Origin of the sequence: Clostridium sp., assembly GCF_051654825.1 — a bacterium.
In the GTDB taxonomy this organism is placed as follows: domain Bacteria; phylum Bacillota; class Clostridia; order Clostridiales; family Clostridiaceae; genus Clostridium.
This window is the reverse complement of record NZ_JBOFYU010000012.1, coordinates 1-14607: the sequence shown is the minus strand read 5'-3', so window position 1 is coordinate 14607 and position 14607 is coordinate 1. Positions and strand designations below refer to the sequence as shown.

12 protein-coding genes and 1 pseudogene are annotated in these 14607 nt (G+C 27.1%); 7 read left to right on the top strand and 6 right to left on the bottom strand.

From position 1 onward, the window contains the following. Positions 1 to 785, top strand: a 785-nt coding sequence (locus ACRDBA_RS00460) for a DUF5643 domain-containing protein (protein ID WP_438570984.1), incomplete at its 5' end; no start/stop codon positions are given. A gap of 109 nt (positions 786 to 894) precedes the next feature. On the opposite strand, the gene ACRDBA_RS00455 is transcribed toward ACRDBA_RS00460, so the two are convergent. Further along, positions 895 to 1260 carry a hypothetical protein gene (locus ACRDBA_RS00455; protein WP_438570983.1) on the bottom strand — a complete coding sequence of 122 codons (366 nt, stop codon included), beginning with the start codon at positions 1258 to 1260 and terminating at the stop codon, positions 895 to 897. Positions 1261 to 1520: 260 nt separating this feature from the next. On the opposite strand from ACRDBA_RS00455, the gene ACRDBA_RS00450 reads away from it, so the two are divergent. The 4 genes from ACRDBA_RS00450 (at position 1521) to ACRDBA_RS00435 (ending at position 5665) form a co-directional block, all read left to right on the top strand. After that, positions 1521 to 2219, top strand: coding sequence for a response regulator transcription factor (locus ACRDBA_RS00450; RefSeq protein WP_438570982.1), 699 nt, complete (start codon positions 1521 to 1523; stop codon positions 2217 to 2219). Then, positions 2191 to 4131: a sensor histidine kinase gene (locus ACRDBA_RS00445; protein ID WP_438570981.1), complete on the top strand. Its 1941-nt coding sequence runs from the start codon at positions 2191 to 2193 to the stop codon at positions 4129 to 4131. Before ACRDBA_RS00450 ends, ACRDBA_RS00445 begins: the two co-directional genes overlap by 29 nt. Before the next feature lie 97 nt (positions 4132 to 4228). After that, complete coding sequence (locus ACRDBA_RS00440) at positions 4229 to 4774, top strand: hypothetical protein (protein ID WP_438570980.1); 546 nt, start codon at positions 4229 to 4231, stop codon at positions 4772 to 4774. Positions 4775 to 4909: 135 nt separating this feature from the next. Beyond that, entirely contained in the window at positions 4910 to 5665 is a 756-nt protein-coding gene (locus ACRDBA_RS00435; protein WP_438570979.1) for a hypothetical protein, read from the top strand. Positions 5666 to 5692: 27 nt separating this feature from the next. Here ACRDBA_RS00435 and ACRDBA_RS00430 read toward each other — a convergent pair whose 3' ends face one another. From ACRDBA_RS00430 to ACRDBA_RS00410, 5 genes are all read right to left on the bottom strand, one after another. Then, positions 5693 to 6367 carry a hypothetical protein gene (locus tag ACRDBA_RS00430; RefSeq protein ID WP_438570978.1) on the bottom strand — a complete coding sequence of 225 codons (675 nt, stop codon included), beginning with the start codon at positions 6365 to 6367 and terminating at the stop codon, positions 5693 to 5695. 219 nt (positions 6368 to 6586) lie between these two features. Beyond that, positions 6587 to 9994, bottom strand: coding sequence for an SdrD B-like domain-containing protein (locus ACRDBA_RS00425; RefSeq protein WP_438570977.1), 3408 nt, complete (start codon positions 9992 to 9994; stop codon positions 6587 to 6589). An 83-nt stretch (positions 9995 to 10077) separates the two neighbouring features. Further along, complete coding sequence (locus tag ACRDBA_RS00420; RefSeq protein WP_438570976.1) at positions 10078 to 11079, bottom strand: hypothetical protein; 1002 nt, start codon at positions 11077 to 11079, stop codon at positions 10078 to 10080. Positions 11080 to 11180: 101 nt separating this feature from the next. Further along, positions 11181 to 11939 (bottom strand): hypothetical protein, encoded by a 759-nt coding sequence (locus ACRDBA_RS00415; RefSeq protein WP_438570975.1) that lies wholly within the window; start codon positions 11937 to 11939, stop codon positions 11181 to 11183. Between the two features lie 149 nt (positions 11940 to 12088). Beyond that, positions 12089 to 12832, bottom strand: coding sequence for a hypothetical protein (locus tag ACRDBA_RS00410; RefSeq protein WP_438570974.1), 744 nt, complete (start codon positions 12830 to 12832; stop codon positions 12089 to 12091). Positions 12833 to 13066: 234 nt separating this feature from the next. On the opposite strand from ACRDBA_RS00410, the gene ACRDBA_RS00405 reads away from it, so the two are divergent. Together ACRDBA_RS00405 and ACRDBA_RS00400 are read left to right on the top strand one after the other, a co-directional pair. Next, the gene (locus ACRDBA_RS00405) at positions 13067 to 13984 is read left to right on the top strand and encodes a hypothetical protein (RefSeq protein ID WP_438570973.1); all 918 of its coding nucleotides are present in this window, start codon (positions 13067 to 13069) and stop codon (positions 13982 to 13984) included. A 12-nt stretch (positions 13985 to 13996) separates the two neighbouring features. Further along, positions 13997 to 14607: pseudogene (locus tag ACRDBA_RS00400) on the top strand (hypothetical protein); the annotation flags it as partial.

Sequence of the window (14607 nt, the reverse complement as noted above, 5' to 3'; positions counted from 1 at the left end):
ATAAAGGCACAAATGCAAATGGTTATACAAATATAATAGATAAAACAGTTACTAATAATGGACTAGCTATTACTATAAATGAAGTGATTTTTGATTACGAAAATATCATCATTATGTATACTATAGAAGGTGAAAATATAGATACTCAGTCTATGAATATAATGCCTAATATATATTTGGATGGAAAAAAAGTTGAAATAGCTGGAGCTTCAGGGACATATAGTGATAAAGATTCAAAGCTTAAACAAGTAACATTAGAACCAATGATACCTATAAGTAAAGTTGGAAAATTTGATATGAAGGTAGTGATTGGAGGAAAGGGAGATTTTCCTCAAGATGAAATCATTGAAAAAGGAAAGTGGAAGCATAGCTTTGAAGTTAGTAATGAAGCTATGAAAAAGGCAACTAAGGAAATTGATATATATAAGAAGATAACTTTGGAAGATGGAATGAATTTAGTTATAGAAAAAGTAGTGACTACACCGATATCGACAACTGTAAAAATCAAATCAGATAATATATCACAAGAGCTAGTAGAAAGTGCAAGTATAGAGTGTAAGGTAGAAGACTCAGACGGAAATACGTTAGAAAGTATATCTAGCAATAATAGTTATGATGGCATAACAAAATCATATACTGCTAAGGTGAAATTTAGAAACATAAAGGAAGATTCTAAAAGTTTGAAAATAACTCCAACAGTGTTATTTTATGGAGTAGAGAATGAAAAAAATGAATACAACCAAGAGCTAAAGTCGCATTCTTATGAACTTAAGCTAGATAAGTAAGTATAAATTAATACTGTTAAAAGTATGAACTAATTTTAGAAAGATCAAAAGAAATAAGAAGTTGAAAATCAGCTATGCTCCTAGATATTAGGAGCATAACTATTTTTATTTAATATTTACAATGATTAGCATTTTCTTCTGGAGGTATTACTCTAGTGTTACTTGTAAAACTTAATAAAGATGATTTTTCAACAGGATAGTGCCAATATTTATTGTAAAAAGAATCTATATCTTCTTGCATTATTTCGTGTACTTCATAAATTCCAGGAATATCATAGTAAGAACCTACAATAGTCATAGAATTAGGAGATATTTTGTCTAGATATAATTGAGTTCCAGCATAATATCTAGGATATTTAGATAATAAATACTCATTTAATTTTTCTTGAAAACAAACGTATGCATCTACATGTTTATATGAAACCAAAGCCCATTCTGCATTTAATAATAAGTTGTTTTGTTTACAAATACCCATTTAAATCCTCCTTTTTTATAAAATTTATGACGGTATATATTAGTATTATATTTATACGTCGTAATTTATAATATGATGTCGCATATAAAAGTGAACATACATTTTAAATAATAATGGATTAAAAAGTTAAAATAAAAATCTTAATAAATTCTTAATAATTCAGATACTTTATCTTAAAAAAATACATTTAAAATACTATGTATATAGTAAATTATCAATAAATGTATAAACATGGTAAAATAAGAAACGAGGTGAGTTAAATGACAAAAGGGAATATATTATTAGTTGATGATGATAAAGATATAGTAAATTCTATAGAGATATATTTAAAAAATGAAGGGTTAAATGTTTATAAGGCATATGATGGTATAAAGGCGTTAGAAGTATTAGTGGATAATGAGATCCATTTAATTCTAATGGATATTATGATGCCTAAAATGGATGGTCTAAGTGCAACTTTAAAAATTAGAGAAGAAAAGAATATACCAATAATCTTAGTATCAGCAAAAACACAGGATACAGATAAAATAATAGGGCTTAATATGGGGGCGGATGACTATATAACTAAACCATTTAATCCATTAGAACTAGTGGCAAGGGTAAAGTCTAATTTAAGACGTTATGTATCACTTGGTAATTATAAAGAAGAAAGTATAGATGTATTAGAGTATGGAGCGTTAGTTCTTGATAATGAAAGCAAAGAAGTGACAGTAGATGGAGAGCTTGTAAAACTAACACCAATAGAGTACAAAATATTAGAAATGCTACTAAAAACTAGGGGTAGGGTGTTTTCTTCTAGACAGATTTATGAAAGTGTATGGGAAGAGCCAGGGTACAATTGTGATAGGACAGTAGCAGTACATATAAGAAGGATACGAGAAAAAATAGAGATAAATCCAAAAGAACCAAAATATATAAAGGTGGTGTGGGGTGTTGGATATAAAATTGATAAAAAATAAGAATTTACTAGTACTAGTTGTGTGCTTATGCATGAGTGTAATCGGATATAAGATTGATAACTTATATTATAGATATAAAGAATTTGTAAGTGTAGATTTTTACAATACTTATGGAGTAGAGGCAGATATAGCGTTTATATCAGATAATTCAGTATATGCAGTAGCTGGGGATGATGCGAGTGAAAGTATGTTGACCAGAAGAAGTGGAAGTCGTAAACTGATCTCTAATAATGTACTTATGAAAATATTCGTCATAAATAATGATAGCAAAGAGGTTTACTCAAATGATATTTTTGATTTTGATAAATATATGAAATCTGTAAAAAATTATCCCTATGTTTATGAAATAAATTACAAACAAAATACAATGTATTTATTAAGAGATAACGAAAAAATACGAGTATCTATGAAAGATTATGGTAATTTAGCTCAAAGAAGAAAAGAAGATGTGACTACATATATTGCATTACCTGATAAATATGCAATACAAGATATGAAATATATAAATGAAAATGAACCATTATACTCTAGTTATAATTGGTATATGAACGAAATTAAAGATATATCTATAGCTATATTTCTAAAGATAATAGCAATTGCCATAATTTTATTAAATTTAATACTATGTATATTAACAGTTAAAAAGCGAGATGGAAAAGTTAAGATTAGAAATGTTTTTAAAAATGTAGTATTAATTATGCTTGGTCTGCTTTTTTCACTGATATTTGCTATGAGGTATGGTCGAAGTAATTTATACCCTATTGTAAATACATGCTTATTGTATATATCCTATTACTATGCTGGCATATTTTTGAGACATAATAATGAAGATGAATTATATAGAAAAGTACCATTATTAAAATTAATCAGTGAGATAAAAATAAAAAATATAAAAGTAAAAAACATATACGTAATAGTATTTATCATAACAGTACAAATTATAGTGTTTATTATTTTATATAAGATGAACGGTGCATATGGAGTAATATATCCAGATTATATATTTATATTACTTTGGAGTCTAATCATAGTATTAAATGTACTACTATTATGGATTATATTAAATAAAATAGACAATATAGAAAAAATTAAAACAGGAATAAAGGAAATCAAAAAAGGAAATTTAGATTATAAAATTGAAATCAAAAAAGACAATTTACTTGATGATATGGTAAACAATATAAATGAAATAGGAGAAACCATAAACATAGCAGTAGAGGAAAGATTAAAAAGTGAGAGAATGAAAAATGAACTTATAACCAACGTATCCCACGATTTAAAAACACCGCTTACAGCTATAATAAACTACATAAGCTTAATGCAAAAAGAAGACATTCAACCAGAGCATATAAAAGACTATGTACAAGTACTAGACAAAAGATCTCAAAGATTAAAAACATTAATAGAAGATCTATTCGAAGCTTCAAAAATAGGAAGTAATAACATAGAATTAAACCTAGAACCAAATGACATAAACCAGCTACTAGCACAAACACTAGTAGAAATGGAAGAATACATAGAGGAATCCAAACTAGATTTTATAATTAATGTACCAGAATATGAAGTGTATACACTAGCAGATGGAAAAAATACATTTAGAGTTTTTGAAAATATAATTTCAAACATACTTAAATACTCACTAGAAGGAACCAGAGTATACATAGATTTAGAGGATAAAAATGATAAAGTAAATATAACCTTTAAGAACGTATCAAAGTACCAATTAAACTTTGATCCAAATGAAATTACTGAACGGTTTACTAGAGGTGATTTATCAAGAAATACAGAAGGATCAGGGTTAGGACTAGCTATAGCCAAGGGATTTGTAGAAGCACAAGGTGGAAGTTTAAAAGTTGATATAATAGGTGATTTATTTATTGTTAAAGTAGAGTTAAACTTAATTAAAAATTGATAATAAATGCAAAATAGCTAGAAAAAAGTCACAATATATTATTGGCGTTAATATAATATTAGGAAAAGATATATATGCTAAAAGTTGGTGATATATTGTGAAAGATGATTGTAGTAGAAAAAGTTTATTAATAAAAGAATTAATACATGACTGGGATGAGCTTAATATAGCTTTTAAATCACTAATAATTGTAGCTACATTATTATTTATAGTAATAGTATTAATAGCATTTTTTAGTGATGGAGGAAGTGGTATAAACAACTCATTAGAAGTAGTGTTTAGAACCACATTAGCATCTGTATTTGGTTTCTTATTAAGTTCTAATATAAAGGCTAACAATAAAAAGAAAAGAGATGAAATAGAAAAGATTAAACAAGAATTAAAAAAAGTACAAGAAGAACTAGATGATATACAGGTAGATGCACAAAAAGATAAAGATTGTATTCTAGAGCAAGCTTACACTTATAGAGATGTAAATATAGTACAAATATCAATTGCTCTTTCATTTTGTATAATATCAATATTTATTCTAAGTTCATTACTAATAACAAATAACTTAGAAAATGTACCAGCTGTATCTCAAATTAGAGATTTAATGTGTAGCTCAGTTGGATTTTTAATAGGTGAAAGTGGTAAAAAATAAACTAAATTAAATAAGACAAGAATCGTAGGCAATTTAGCCTACGATTTTAAATTTTAATATTTATTACACATTAAATATTAAAATTTAAAATATATATACTAGTAAATACATATTTTAGAGAAGGAGGAATATGAAATGGACATAAATACAGATAATATTGTAGATATAAATAATAAAATAATCAAGTTGTTAAATGAAAATATTTTTCTGAACATACTACCAGAAAATAAAATTGGATATAATATTTGTTTTGACTGCGACCTTTGGAGTAATGGGATAATAATAGAATCAGATGCAGGAAAATCATATACAATAGAGCCTATTTCAGAGACCTTGATAAATATATTAATAGAAGTAGAATGCAATTTACAAAGTCAATTACGAGATCAGAACTTGATGAACTTTGGATACAAGAGCCAGATAGAAAGGTTATTATGTATGATAATAGATTTGAAGAATAAGATATCGGCAGTTAGATGTATAAATATATGTAATGATAGTAGCAATATATTGTCTCATTTACTACATACACTAGTTCAAACATTGTTGTCATTAATGAATATTCTAGAGGTTATATTAGCATTAATATCACAGATAAATAATTGTTGCTGTTCTACAGTAATTGTGTTTGATTTATTTATGGGATCACTGGTAAATAAAATAACAGAGTTACAGGTGTTGTTAAGAGATTGGCATATGTTAGTTATAAACTTCTTAAGCTATTCTTCACCATCAACATCTCCATATATAGCATCTTATGTTCCAAAACAACCCATCATACCGATGCAACCAGCTATGCAAAATGCACATGCTTGTGTACCTTGTCCACCTAATCAAAACACACAATTTATAAATCATCCAAATAATTGTAATCTAAATCCTTGTAAATAAAAACTTCCTTAATTAACTAAGGAAGTTTTAGCCAAAAATCATTATACACTTAAATAAACTAGCTTCTTGGGTTATATCAAATTTTATATTCTGTATATATAGTATATTTTCACAAAACCTAATACTTGATAAAGTGGGATTCTTTATATTTGCTAAATATATTTCTTGTATAGAAACATTTTTGAAAGACAAATGAACTTTATCATTTATAATATATATATTTATATGAACTTTTGTATTTGACAAAGAGTAATTTAATATATTATCAATAAGTTTGGACAAAACTAAATCTAGAAGTTTTTTATCACCATCAATATAAATATCATCTTTTTCATAAATATACTTAAAAGATAATTTATGATTATTAAAACTATTTTGATATAAATTTAAATTATTTTGAATCAACTCAACTAAATTAATTTTTTCCATATTAATATTTGATAATGATTTGGAACGCTCTAATATATTTACCAAATCATTTTTATTTATAGAAAATGTTTGAGAAACATTAAATACAAAATCTGTATTTACTAAATCCGTTTTTATACAGTCTGATATAGAGTCATTAGCTAAGTCAGTAATAGAGTTAATATTATCAGCTAACTTAGAAAAGCTTCCATAACCTAAAACGGGTAACTTTAAATCTAGTTCACCAAGCCTTATTTTATAGGTGTAATCTAAAATGTCGCTAAGGTAAGACATTTGCCTAAGCAAAAATATGAAGAATAATATAAATACAGATATAGTTAATGCGAAGTTTATATAAATGATTATTATATGATTTTCAAATATTATATTTAGTATTAAATACAATATAATATAAGTTGTTAAAAGAGTAATACATACAAATTTTAGTTTATTTAGAAATGTTATATTTATATTCTTTTTAATAAAATCCCCTCCAAAATATATAAAAAAGTATTAATTTCTAAAGGTTGGTATATATTTAGGATAATTATTAGCATTATAATTATATAAATAGCCTAGCAAAGTATTCATTTGAGAATTTAAATTTTCTAACTTAGATATATTATTTATAAACCTAACTATTATTAATTCATAAATATTAGATCCGATACAATCACATTTATTATAAAACAAGTTTAATCCATTTTTATCAAAGATTATTGGTAATATAGATAGAATATACTCTGTTAATAGATATATAATATTAGATAATAACATATTATCGCAGGTGTTTGGAATTATATTTAGGTTATTTAATTTTAATATTGAGCCATCTAATGCATATATTAGCCTTTGTAGCTGAGCTTGATATCCAATATCACCAAGATTGAGATTATTTAATTCAGAGATACATATATCTCTAAAAATATTTAGTATCTGCAAAAGTATCATATTTGAGTTGTTTATCAAAGAGACTATATCATCATTAGAATTACATTCATAAGAATAAATATTTTCATTTAATAGTGTTAATAACATTAAAGCCAAATCGGGATAATCTAGAAATCCAGCATTTATATCTCTTACATCTTTATTTGATAAGCTTGTTGTTATACTTTTAGTAATGCCAGTATTAGTATTAGCTTTATTCTGAGTGATAGCAGAATATTTTGTAAAAAATAGGTTAGATGGTTTTACAAACCTAACATAATAGTCGCCAAAATCTATATTATTAAATAGGTAGTACCCAGGTTGGTCATTTGAATCATTAATAGTTATTGTATCTTTTATAAACGAATTATCAGATGAAAACAGTTGTACATATATACCATTTAAATTTTGTTCGCCATTATCTATATTTCCATTGGTATTTTTATCTATCCATGAAATACCACCAATACTTGATTTATTAACTTTTGTTACTTGAACACCTACTTTTTCTGGTTCTACAGGTATTAATGATTTACTTACATTAGTTTCGGTTAAATACCTAGCTTTTATAGCAATACTGTTCCATGCGATTAGATCTGGTAATACACCCAAAGGTGCAATACAATGTATATCTATTATCAATGATTGATTAGGACGTAAAATTTCATTTGATAGAGTTAATTTTATAGATTTAGTATCACTTGGAGGAGTAGGTAAAGCTATGGACCAATCATCTTCTAAGCCAATAGTAGAATTTCCTAAATTATCTTGACCAAATCTAAGAGGATTATAGCTTTTAGAGAATTGTAAATTTAAAATAATATTATTAATAATAATATTATTTTCAACTATATTGGCAGTAATTTGCTTTGTATTGTAAACATTAAATTGAGATTTTCTGAGGCTATTTGTTAAAATCACACCAGTATCATTTATATGAGGAAGAATGTCTACCAGCTCTATATACTCAAAATTAAGATTACCAACATTAGTTATAACTATTTTATAGTCGACTTTGCCACCTTCAAAAGTTAAACCAATATTAGGCTCTTCTAAATATTCATTGTCTAATTCTCCCCTAACTTTCTTATCTGTAGACAAAGCTGCATAGTACAAAATATTAGTATTTGTATTATAACTAAGAGCTAAATATTCATCAGTAATACTATCGTTATCTCTATCATCAACATCAAGATACTTTGGTTGATTAGTAGCTATTATAGCATCAGCGCCTTTATTTCCTAAGGTGCAATTATTGAGAATAGTTCCAGTAGCACCTACTTTTACCTTGACATCAAACTCTATTGTAAATTTACCTTTTTGTCTTAATGAAAAGCCGTTAAGATCATATCTAACTAAAGTTTTTTCTATATTATTATAGTTACTTATTACTTCTTTAACAATTGAGACATTACTTGAAAAGCTAGGCATATTAGATTTAATGGTTTGATTATTAAAGTAATCATACAATGTATAAAGCTCATTTCCTATATATTCTAATTTTTCAGAAAGTAAATCAGCTATTACAGGGCTGTTTATTTGAGATTCATTACCATTGAAAGAAATAGAATACCTTATTATTTGCCCAGGAACTACATTTGTTATGTTATCTTTAACATACTTATTTACATTTAATACACTTTTACCACTTGTATCTACAATTTTAGTTGACTGAGCAAAAGTTTGAATGTTGTTTGTATTAGATGTTGCAAAAGCAATATTAGTTGTTGTATTTGATGAATTGGAAGATGTTAAAATTCCATCTAAAATAATATTTTGAGATGGGACAATACCAACTGGAAAATTAGGTATATTCCATCTTATTCTAGTAATCTTTTGGTTTGGTAATAAAGTAGGTAAGTTTACATATACTGCACTTTGGGTGTTATATGTCCCTAGCAAGATATATGTTTGACTATTGTCTAATTCATACTCGATAGTATAATCTTGAGGTACAGGTATATTTATAATTGCTATTGCAAAGCTACCAGTATTTATTCTATAAATAGTTACTTCATCAGGTATAATATCTTCAATAGTAAAGTTTAATAAATCAGTATTACCTGTATTGCTATTTGATAAATCAAAGCTAATATAGTCATTTAATCCACAATACATAGGTCCAGACTTATTTATAGTAGAATTATAATTAGCGTCTGTTATATAAATAGAATCTGTGGCATCGTTTCTAAAAATACCATCTATTGTAAGTGTAGCAGTATTCGATAAATATATCTCTTTATCTAAATCACTATCAACATTGCAGACAACAATAATTCTGTACTTAGTACCATAATAATCATCCAATGTAAATGTAATATTATTATTTTCATCAATAGTACCAAGTTTATTATTGTATCTGTTATCAGCATATGGACTAGCAGAAATATCACTACCTTTGACTGGATAGTTAGAGTCTACACTAAGTCCAACAGGTAGTAAGTCACTTATATTAATATTTTTTATCTTAGCACCTAAATCACCATTACCTCCTTGAGATTTAAGTTTGTTTCTTAAAGTAATTGTAAATAGAACCCTTCCACCAGGAGTACTATTTTTATTAGTAGGAATAGCAATGCTTTTTTCTAAAATAAAATCATCAACAAAAGAAAGAGTAACATTTTCGCTACTACTAGTTTCTATTAAATTATCATTTATATACAAATTGCTAGTGTTTACAAATGAAGTTTGATTATCTGAGCCAAGTTTGAATTTACATATAAGATTTAATGCTATAGAAATTCCTAAGTTGGTAATTCTACCAAAGTCAAACGTAATTAAGGTACCTTCATCAACTAGTGTTTGAGTTATATTTTTGATTAACCCAGAGATAGGAGGCAATACATAAGTTATATAAGATGGAATAAAGTCAGTTACTTTTGCACTATCTATATCCCCTTCAATACCGCTAAAACTAATATTAATTGTGTAGGTGAAATTATCTTCAAAATTAACAATAGTTTTATCTACATTTTTGAATAAAGCACTCAAATTAGCACCTCTCATTTTTTAATAAAATTATGTTACACATTAATTATAAAAGTAATAAGTGTTAATTTAGTATATGAATATAATTACTCAATCGCAACAATTTTTTCTAATGGAACTAAATAATAATTATCTTCTGACTTGAATATTGCAATTTCCTCATTTAAATTTATTATGTTTAGCATATTGATTTCATTTAGAAAAGAGGTAGCTAGTGTGATACTTACATATTGATTGAATGATTTTTTTGAGTGAAGAAAGTTAAAAAAATCATTTAATTGACTATGGTTTCTATTTTTATTTGGAATAGATTGTAATGATTTATTATGAAAATATTGGTTGATTGCCATTTCATTTATACTTTCACCATCAAATTTAATAAAACAAATGAAATTTAAGGAAACAATTTTACTTTCAACAGAAATAGTATTATTATTTATAATGTTTATAGAACCTGAGGCAATGCAGGATTCTTGGTCAATTAGATAACTAAATATGCTGATTTTAGCCTGATTATACATAAGATATGTAAGAAATTCTTTTAGCTCTTTTTTCGAATCAATCATTTCGGTTGCTTTACTGATTTCATTATTAACTCTTTCATATAAAGAATCTAGATTTAGAGTAATATTATTGCTGCTAGTTGAGGGATTATTGGGATTTAATGTAACTCGTAGTGGGTTATTTGGATCTTGACTTTGTTGAGCATAAGTCTGCTGAGAATAAGGGTCATAGCTAGTTTGTTGGTAGTAAGGTTGTTGCCCATAAGCCTGTTGTCCATAGCTTTGTTGAGAATAAGGGTCATATGAGCCTTGTTGATAGTAAGATTGCTGTCCATAAGTCTGCTGTCCGTAGCCTTGTTGAGAATAAGGGTCATATGCGCCCTGTTGGTAGTAAGATTGTTGTCCATAAGTCTGTTGTCCGTAGCCTTGTTGAGAATAAGGGTCATATCCACCTTGCTGATAGTAAGATTGTTGTCCATAAGTCTGTTGTCCATAACCTTGTTGAGTATAATTTTGTTGTGTGTAGTCTTGATTTGGGGTACTAGTATTTTGTTGTTCATTATTTAAGTTATCATTTTCAGCCAATAAATTCACCTCCCTTATTTCTATTATTATTTTATTCTAGAAATTGAATTAAAATTACCCACTAAAAATTGTTTAGTGGGTAATTATTAAATAAAAATTGTTTAGCAGTATGGAGGATAAGGAACGCAATTATTACTTCCACATGGAGCGCATGGTTGAGGTGGTTTAGGAGGACAAGGAACGCATGCATGGCCCATTGGAGTAGGCATTGGAGGTGGTATTATTTGTTGTCTAGGCATATAAGAGGCAACATAAGATTTAGCAGTTACAGCAGAGTATTGGAAGAATGTCATTACTATTCCATACCAATCTTGCATTATTACCTGTAAATCTGTTATAGAATTTACAAATTTAGCCATTAATAATTCGAATAACTTGCTACCGATACATCCACAAGTATCTATATAAGCAAGTAAACCATTGATAACTTCAAATATAGCTACTAATTGAAGTATAGATACAACTAGTGTTGCTAATAATTGTGCTGTAAGTGTAATATCAGAGCAAACATCATTACACTGAATAGAATTAATTTTGTTTTTTAAATCTCTAAGTACATCTAAAAACCTTTCAAGTTGAGTCTTGAATCCATAATCTGTAATAGATGCATCTGATAGTTCGTCAGTTACAAAGCTTATCATATCATCTAATAAATCAGAAATAGTTGTTTTTATAGGTGGAATTATAACCGTTGGCGGAGTCGTTGTATTATCTACATATCCAACATTCCATAAAGAACAATCAAAACAAATAGTAGCAGTTATATTATGATCATTCAAAGCCCCTAAATATAAATCTTTGTTGATAAGTGTAGTTAAATTATTCACTAAAGTTTCTATTGCTGGAACACTTCTAGACATTTTGTCAAAACCCCTTTTCAATATAATATTTAAGTCTGAACTTAGACTCTTGATAATACTATATGGGTGTTAAATTTTTTTGTGACTTGTCCAATAAAAAAACTACCACTAAACTAACGTGTAAGTTAGTAAAGCAGTAGTTTTTTATTCTAGTATAATGGTCCGCCTTGTTGAGGATATCCACCGCATTGTCTTGGTTGAGGAGGAGCAGGAACACATGCATATCCAGTAGGGTTAGGCATTGGAGGAGGTGCTATTTGTTGTCTAGGCATATAAGATGCAACATAAGATTTTGATGGCATAGCAGAATATTGGAAGAATGTCATTACTATTCCATACCAATCTTGCATTAATCCTTGTAAATCTGTTATAGAATTTATAAATTTACCCATTAATAAATCAAATAATTTACTTCCTATACATCCACAAGTTCCTATATAAGAAAGTAATCCATTTAATAACTCTAATATTGTTAATACTTGTCCAACTGTCATTACTAGAGTAGCTAATAATTGAGATGTTAAAGTAACATCTGAACATGTGTTATTACATTGTATAGAATTTATTTTATTTTGAAGGTCTTGAATAATTGTTAAAAGTCTTTCAATTTGAGTTTTAAATCCGAAGTCTTTTAAATTAGAGTCTGATAACTCATCATTTAATAAACCAACTATATCTGTTAATATACCAGATACCGTTGTTTTTACAGGCGGTATTATTGTTTGAGGTACAGTACCAGTTGTTATTACGTATCCATTATTCCATAAAGAACAATCAAAACAAACTTCAGTGGTTATATTATTATCAGTTAGAGCTCCTAAATACAGATCTTTATTCATAACTTGTACTAGATCGCTGACTAATACTTCTATTGCTGCTACACTTCTAGCCATAATATGTTTCTCCTTTTTTTAATTAGTTAATATAAATTAGAAGTACTCAATCACTTCTTAATAAAAATATATGAATGCATATATAGACTTGTTACAATATAATACAAAAAAATGTATATTTTTAAAAATATTAATTAATGAGCAGTATTTAAAAAAATAGAAGAACTATATATATAGAAACTTAATATTATACAGTAAGGGATTTTTTCCTAAAAACATAAGGAGATGATAAATATGATTTACAAGATAACTACAAATTCAGCGCCTATAAAAGTGCAACCATTGTCTAATGCAGAAATAGTTAATAGAATGGATATAAATACCCAAATAGATGTAATTGAAATAGTAGATAGATGGGCCGCATTTATATATGACGATAATATTTGCTATATAAGCAATATATATATAAAAAAAGTGGATACAGAAGAATGTAAATTTGTAGAGACAGAAGACACTCAAATGGAGGAAGAGGATATTAATACTATTGAGAAAATAGATAACTCTAGTAGAGAAGCTAAATCAATAGTAGTTAGATATATAGACAATAATTCTAGTCAAGATATTATAAGCCCTATTGTGTATAATGATACAAATCTAGATAGTAATGTATATGAAGCTGTAGAGATATTTGGATATAATGTACTGGGAGATTCGACACAGGAAGTAGTGATTCTATCAGATTATTCTGATTTAGAAATAGTTTTTAAATACGAAAAAATACTAGGAAAAATTACAATTCAATATATAGATTATGATAATCAAGTAGAAATTTCACCAGCGGTTATATATGAAAACTTGGATTTAAATAGTTATACGCTCAACTCAAAATATATACCTGGGTATTTTAATATAGAGTACTCTTATTATGAAGTTGATTTAGATAAGTATAATACTGAAAAAAATATTCAATTTAATTATAAAAAAATATTAGGAAAAATTACTGTCAAATATGTAGATATTATAAGTCGAGAAGAAATAATACCACCTACTGTAATAAATGATATTGAACCTGATAAATATATATATTCAGCTAAAGAATTACCAGGATATAAAGTAGTTGGATTAGACAGTAAATCAATTAATATAGATGATACATTAACAAATTGTGAGATTTACTTTGAATACAGATTATGGGATGTTAAGAATGAATAAAGGAGCAAAAATATGAGTTTGCAGAATATATATTCAAAAAATATTAATGGAATGTTAGACTATGCAGGTAATACATTAGGATTAAATGGATCTTGTATTACTTTTAATAATATCTATCAGGGCTGTAATTCACCTGGTACTAGTGGAGTTTGTGGAACTTGGATTACAACAGATACAACTAGTTCAGCCAACACAAACTGGGCAAATTTTGTGAATAATCTTCCACCAGCTATAACTAATGGAGGTACTACATTTGATTATAGCCAAAATAGTTCATCAGATGAGATAGAAATTCCATTAGGAGCAGAAATCGATTATGCAGTGCTTATATGGTCAGGAAATAATGGATCAGGGAATGTAGATATCTCTACAAAAGCAATAAATTTTAAAACACCACAAGGTCAAAATCAGTCAATTTTGCCAGAAAATACATTTTTAAGTCCTTTAAATAATGGCTATTATACTTGTAGTAGAGTGGTTACATCTATTGTAGAGCAAGGTGGAAATGGATTTTATACTTGTGGAAATGTATATTCAGAATTTAGAACCAATATGGCATCAGCAGGATGGTTATTAATAGTAGTTTACAAACATCAATCATTAGGATTTGTAAACATTAATAT

Bases quoted from the DNA above. Each gene is read 5' to 3' on its own strand.
- ACRDBA_RS00430 (WP_438570978.1), bottom strand. From the start codon at position 6,367: ATGTCTTACCTTAGCGACATTTTAGATTACACCTATAAAATAAGGCTT.
- ACRDBA_RS00415 (WP_438570975.1), bottom strand. From the start codon at position 11,939: ATGTCTAGAAGTGTTCCAGCAATAGAAACTTTAGTGAATAATTTAACT.
- ACRDBA_RS00410 (WP_438570974.1), bottom strand. From the start codon at position 12,832: ATGGCTAGAAGTGTAGCAGCAATAGAAGTATTAGTCAGCGATCTAGTA.
- ACRDBA_RS00450 (WP_438570982.1), top strand. From the start codon at position 1,521: ATGACAAAAGGGAATATATTATTAGTTGATGATGATAAAGATATAGTA.
- ACRDBA_RS00435 (WP_438570979.1), top strand. From the start codon at position 4,910: ATGGACATAAATACAGATAATATTGTAGATATAAATAATAAAATAATC.
- ACRDBA_RS00405 (WP_438570973.1), top strand. From the start codon at position 13,067: ATGATTTACAAGATAACTACAAATTCAGCGCCTATAAAAGTGCAACCA.
- ACRDBA_RS00455 (WP_438570983.1), bottom strand. From the start codon at position 1,260: ATGGGTATTTGTAAACAAAACAACTTATTATTAAATGCAGAATGGGCT.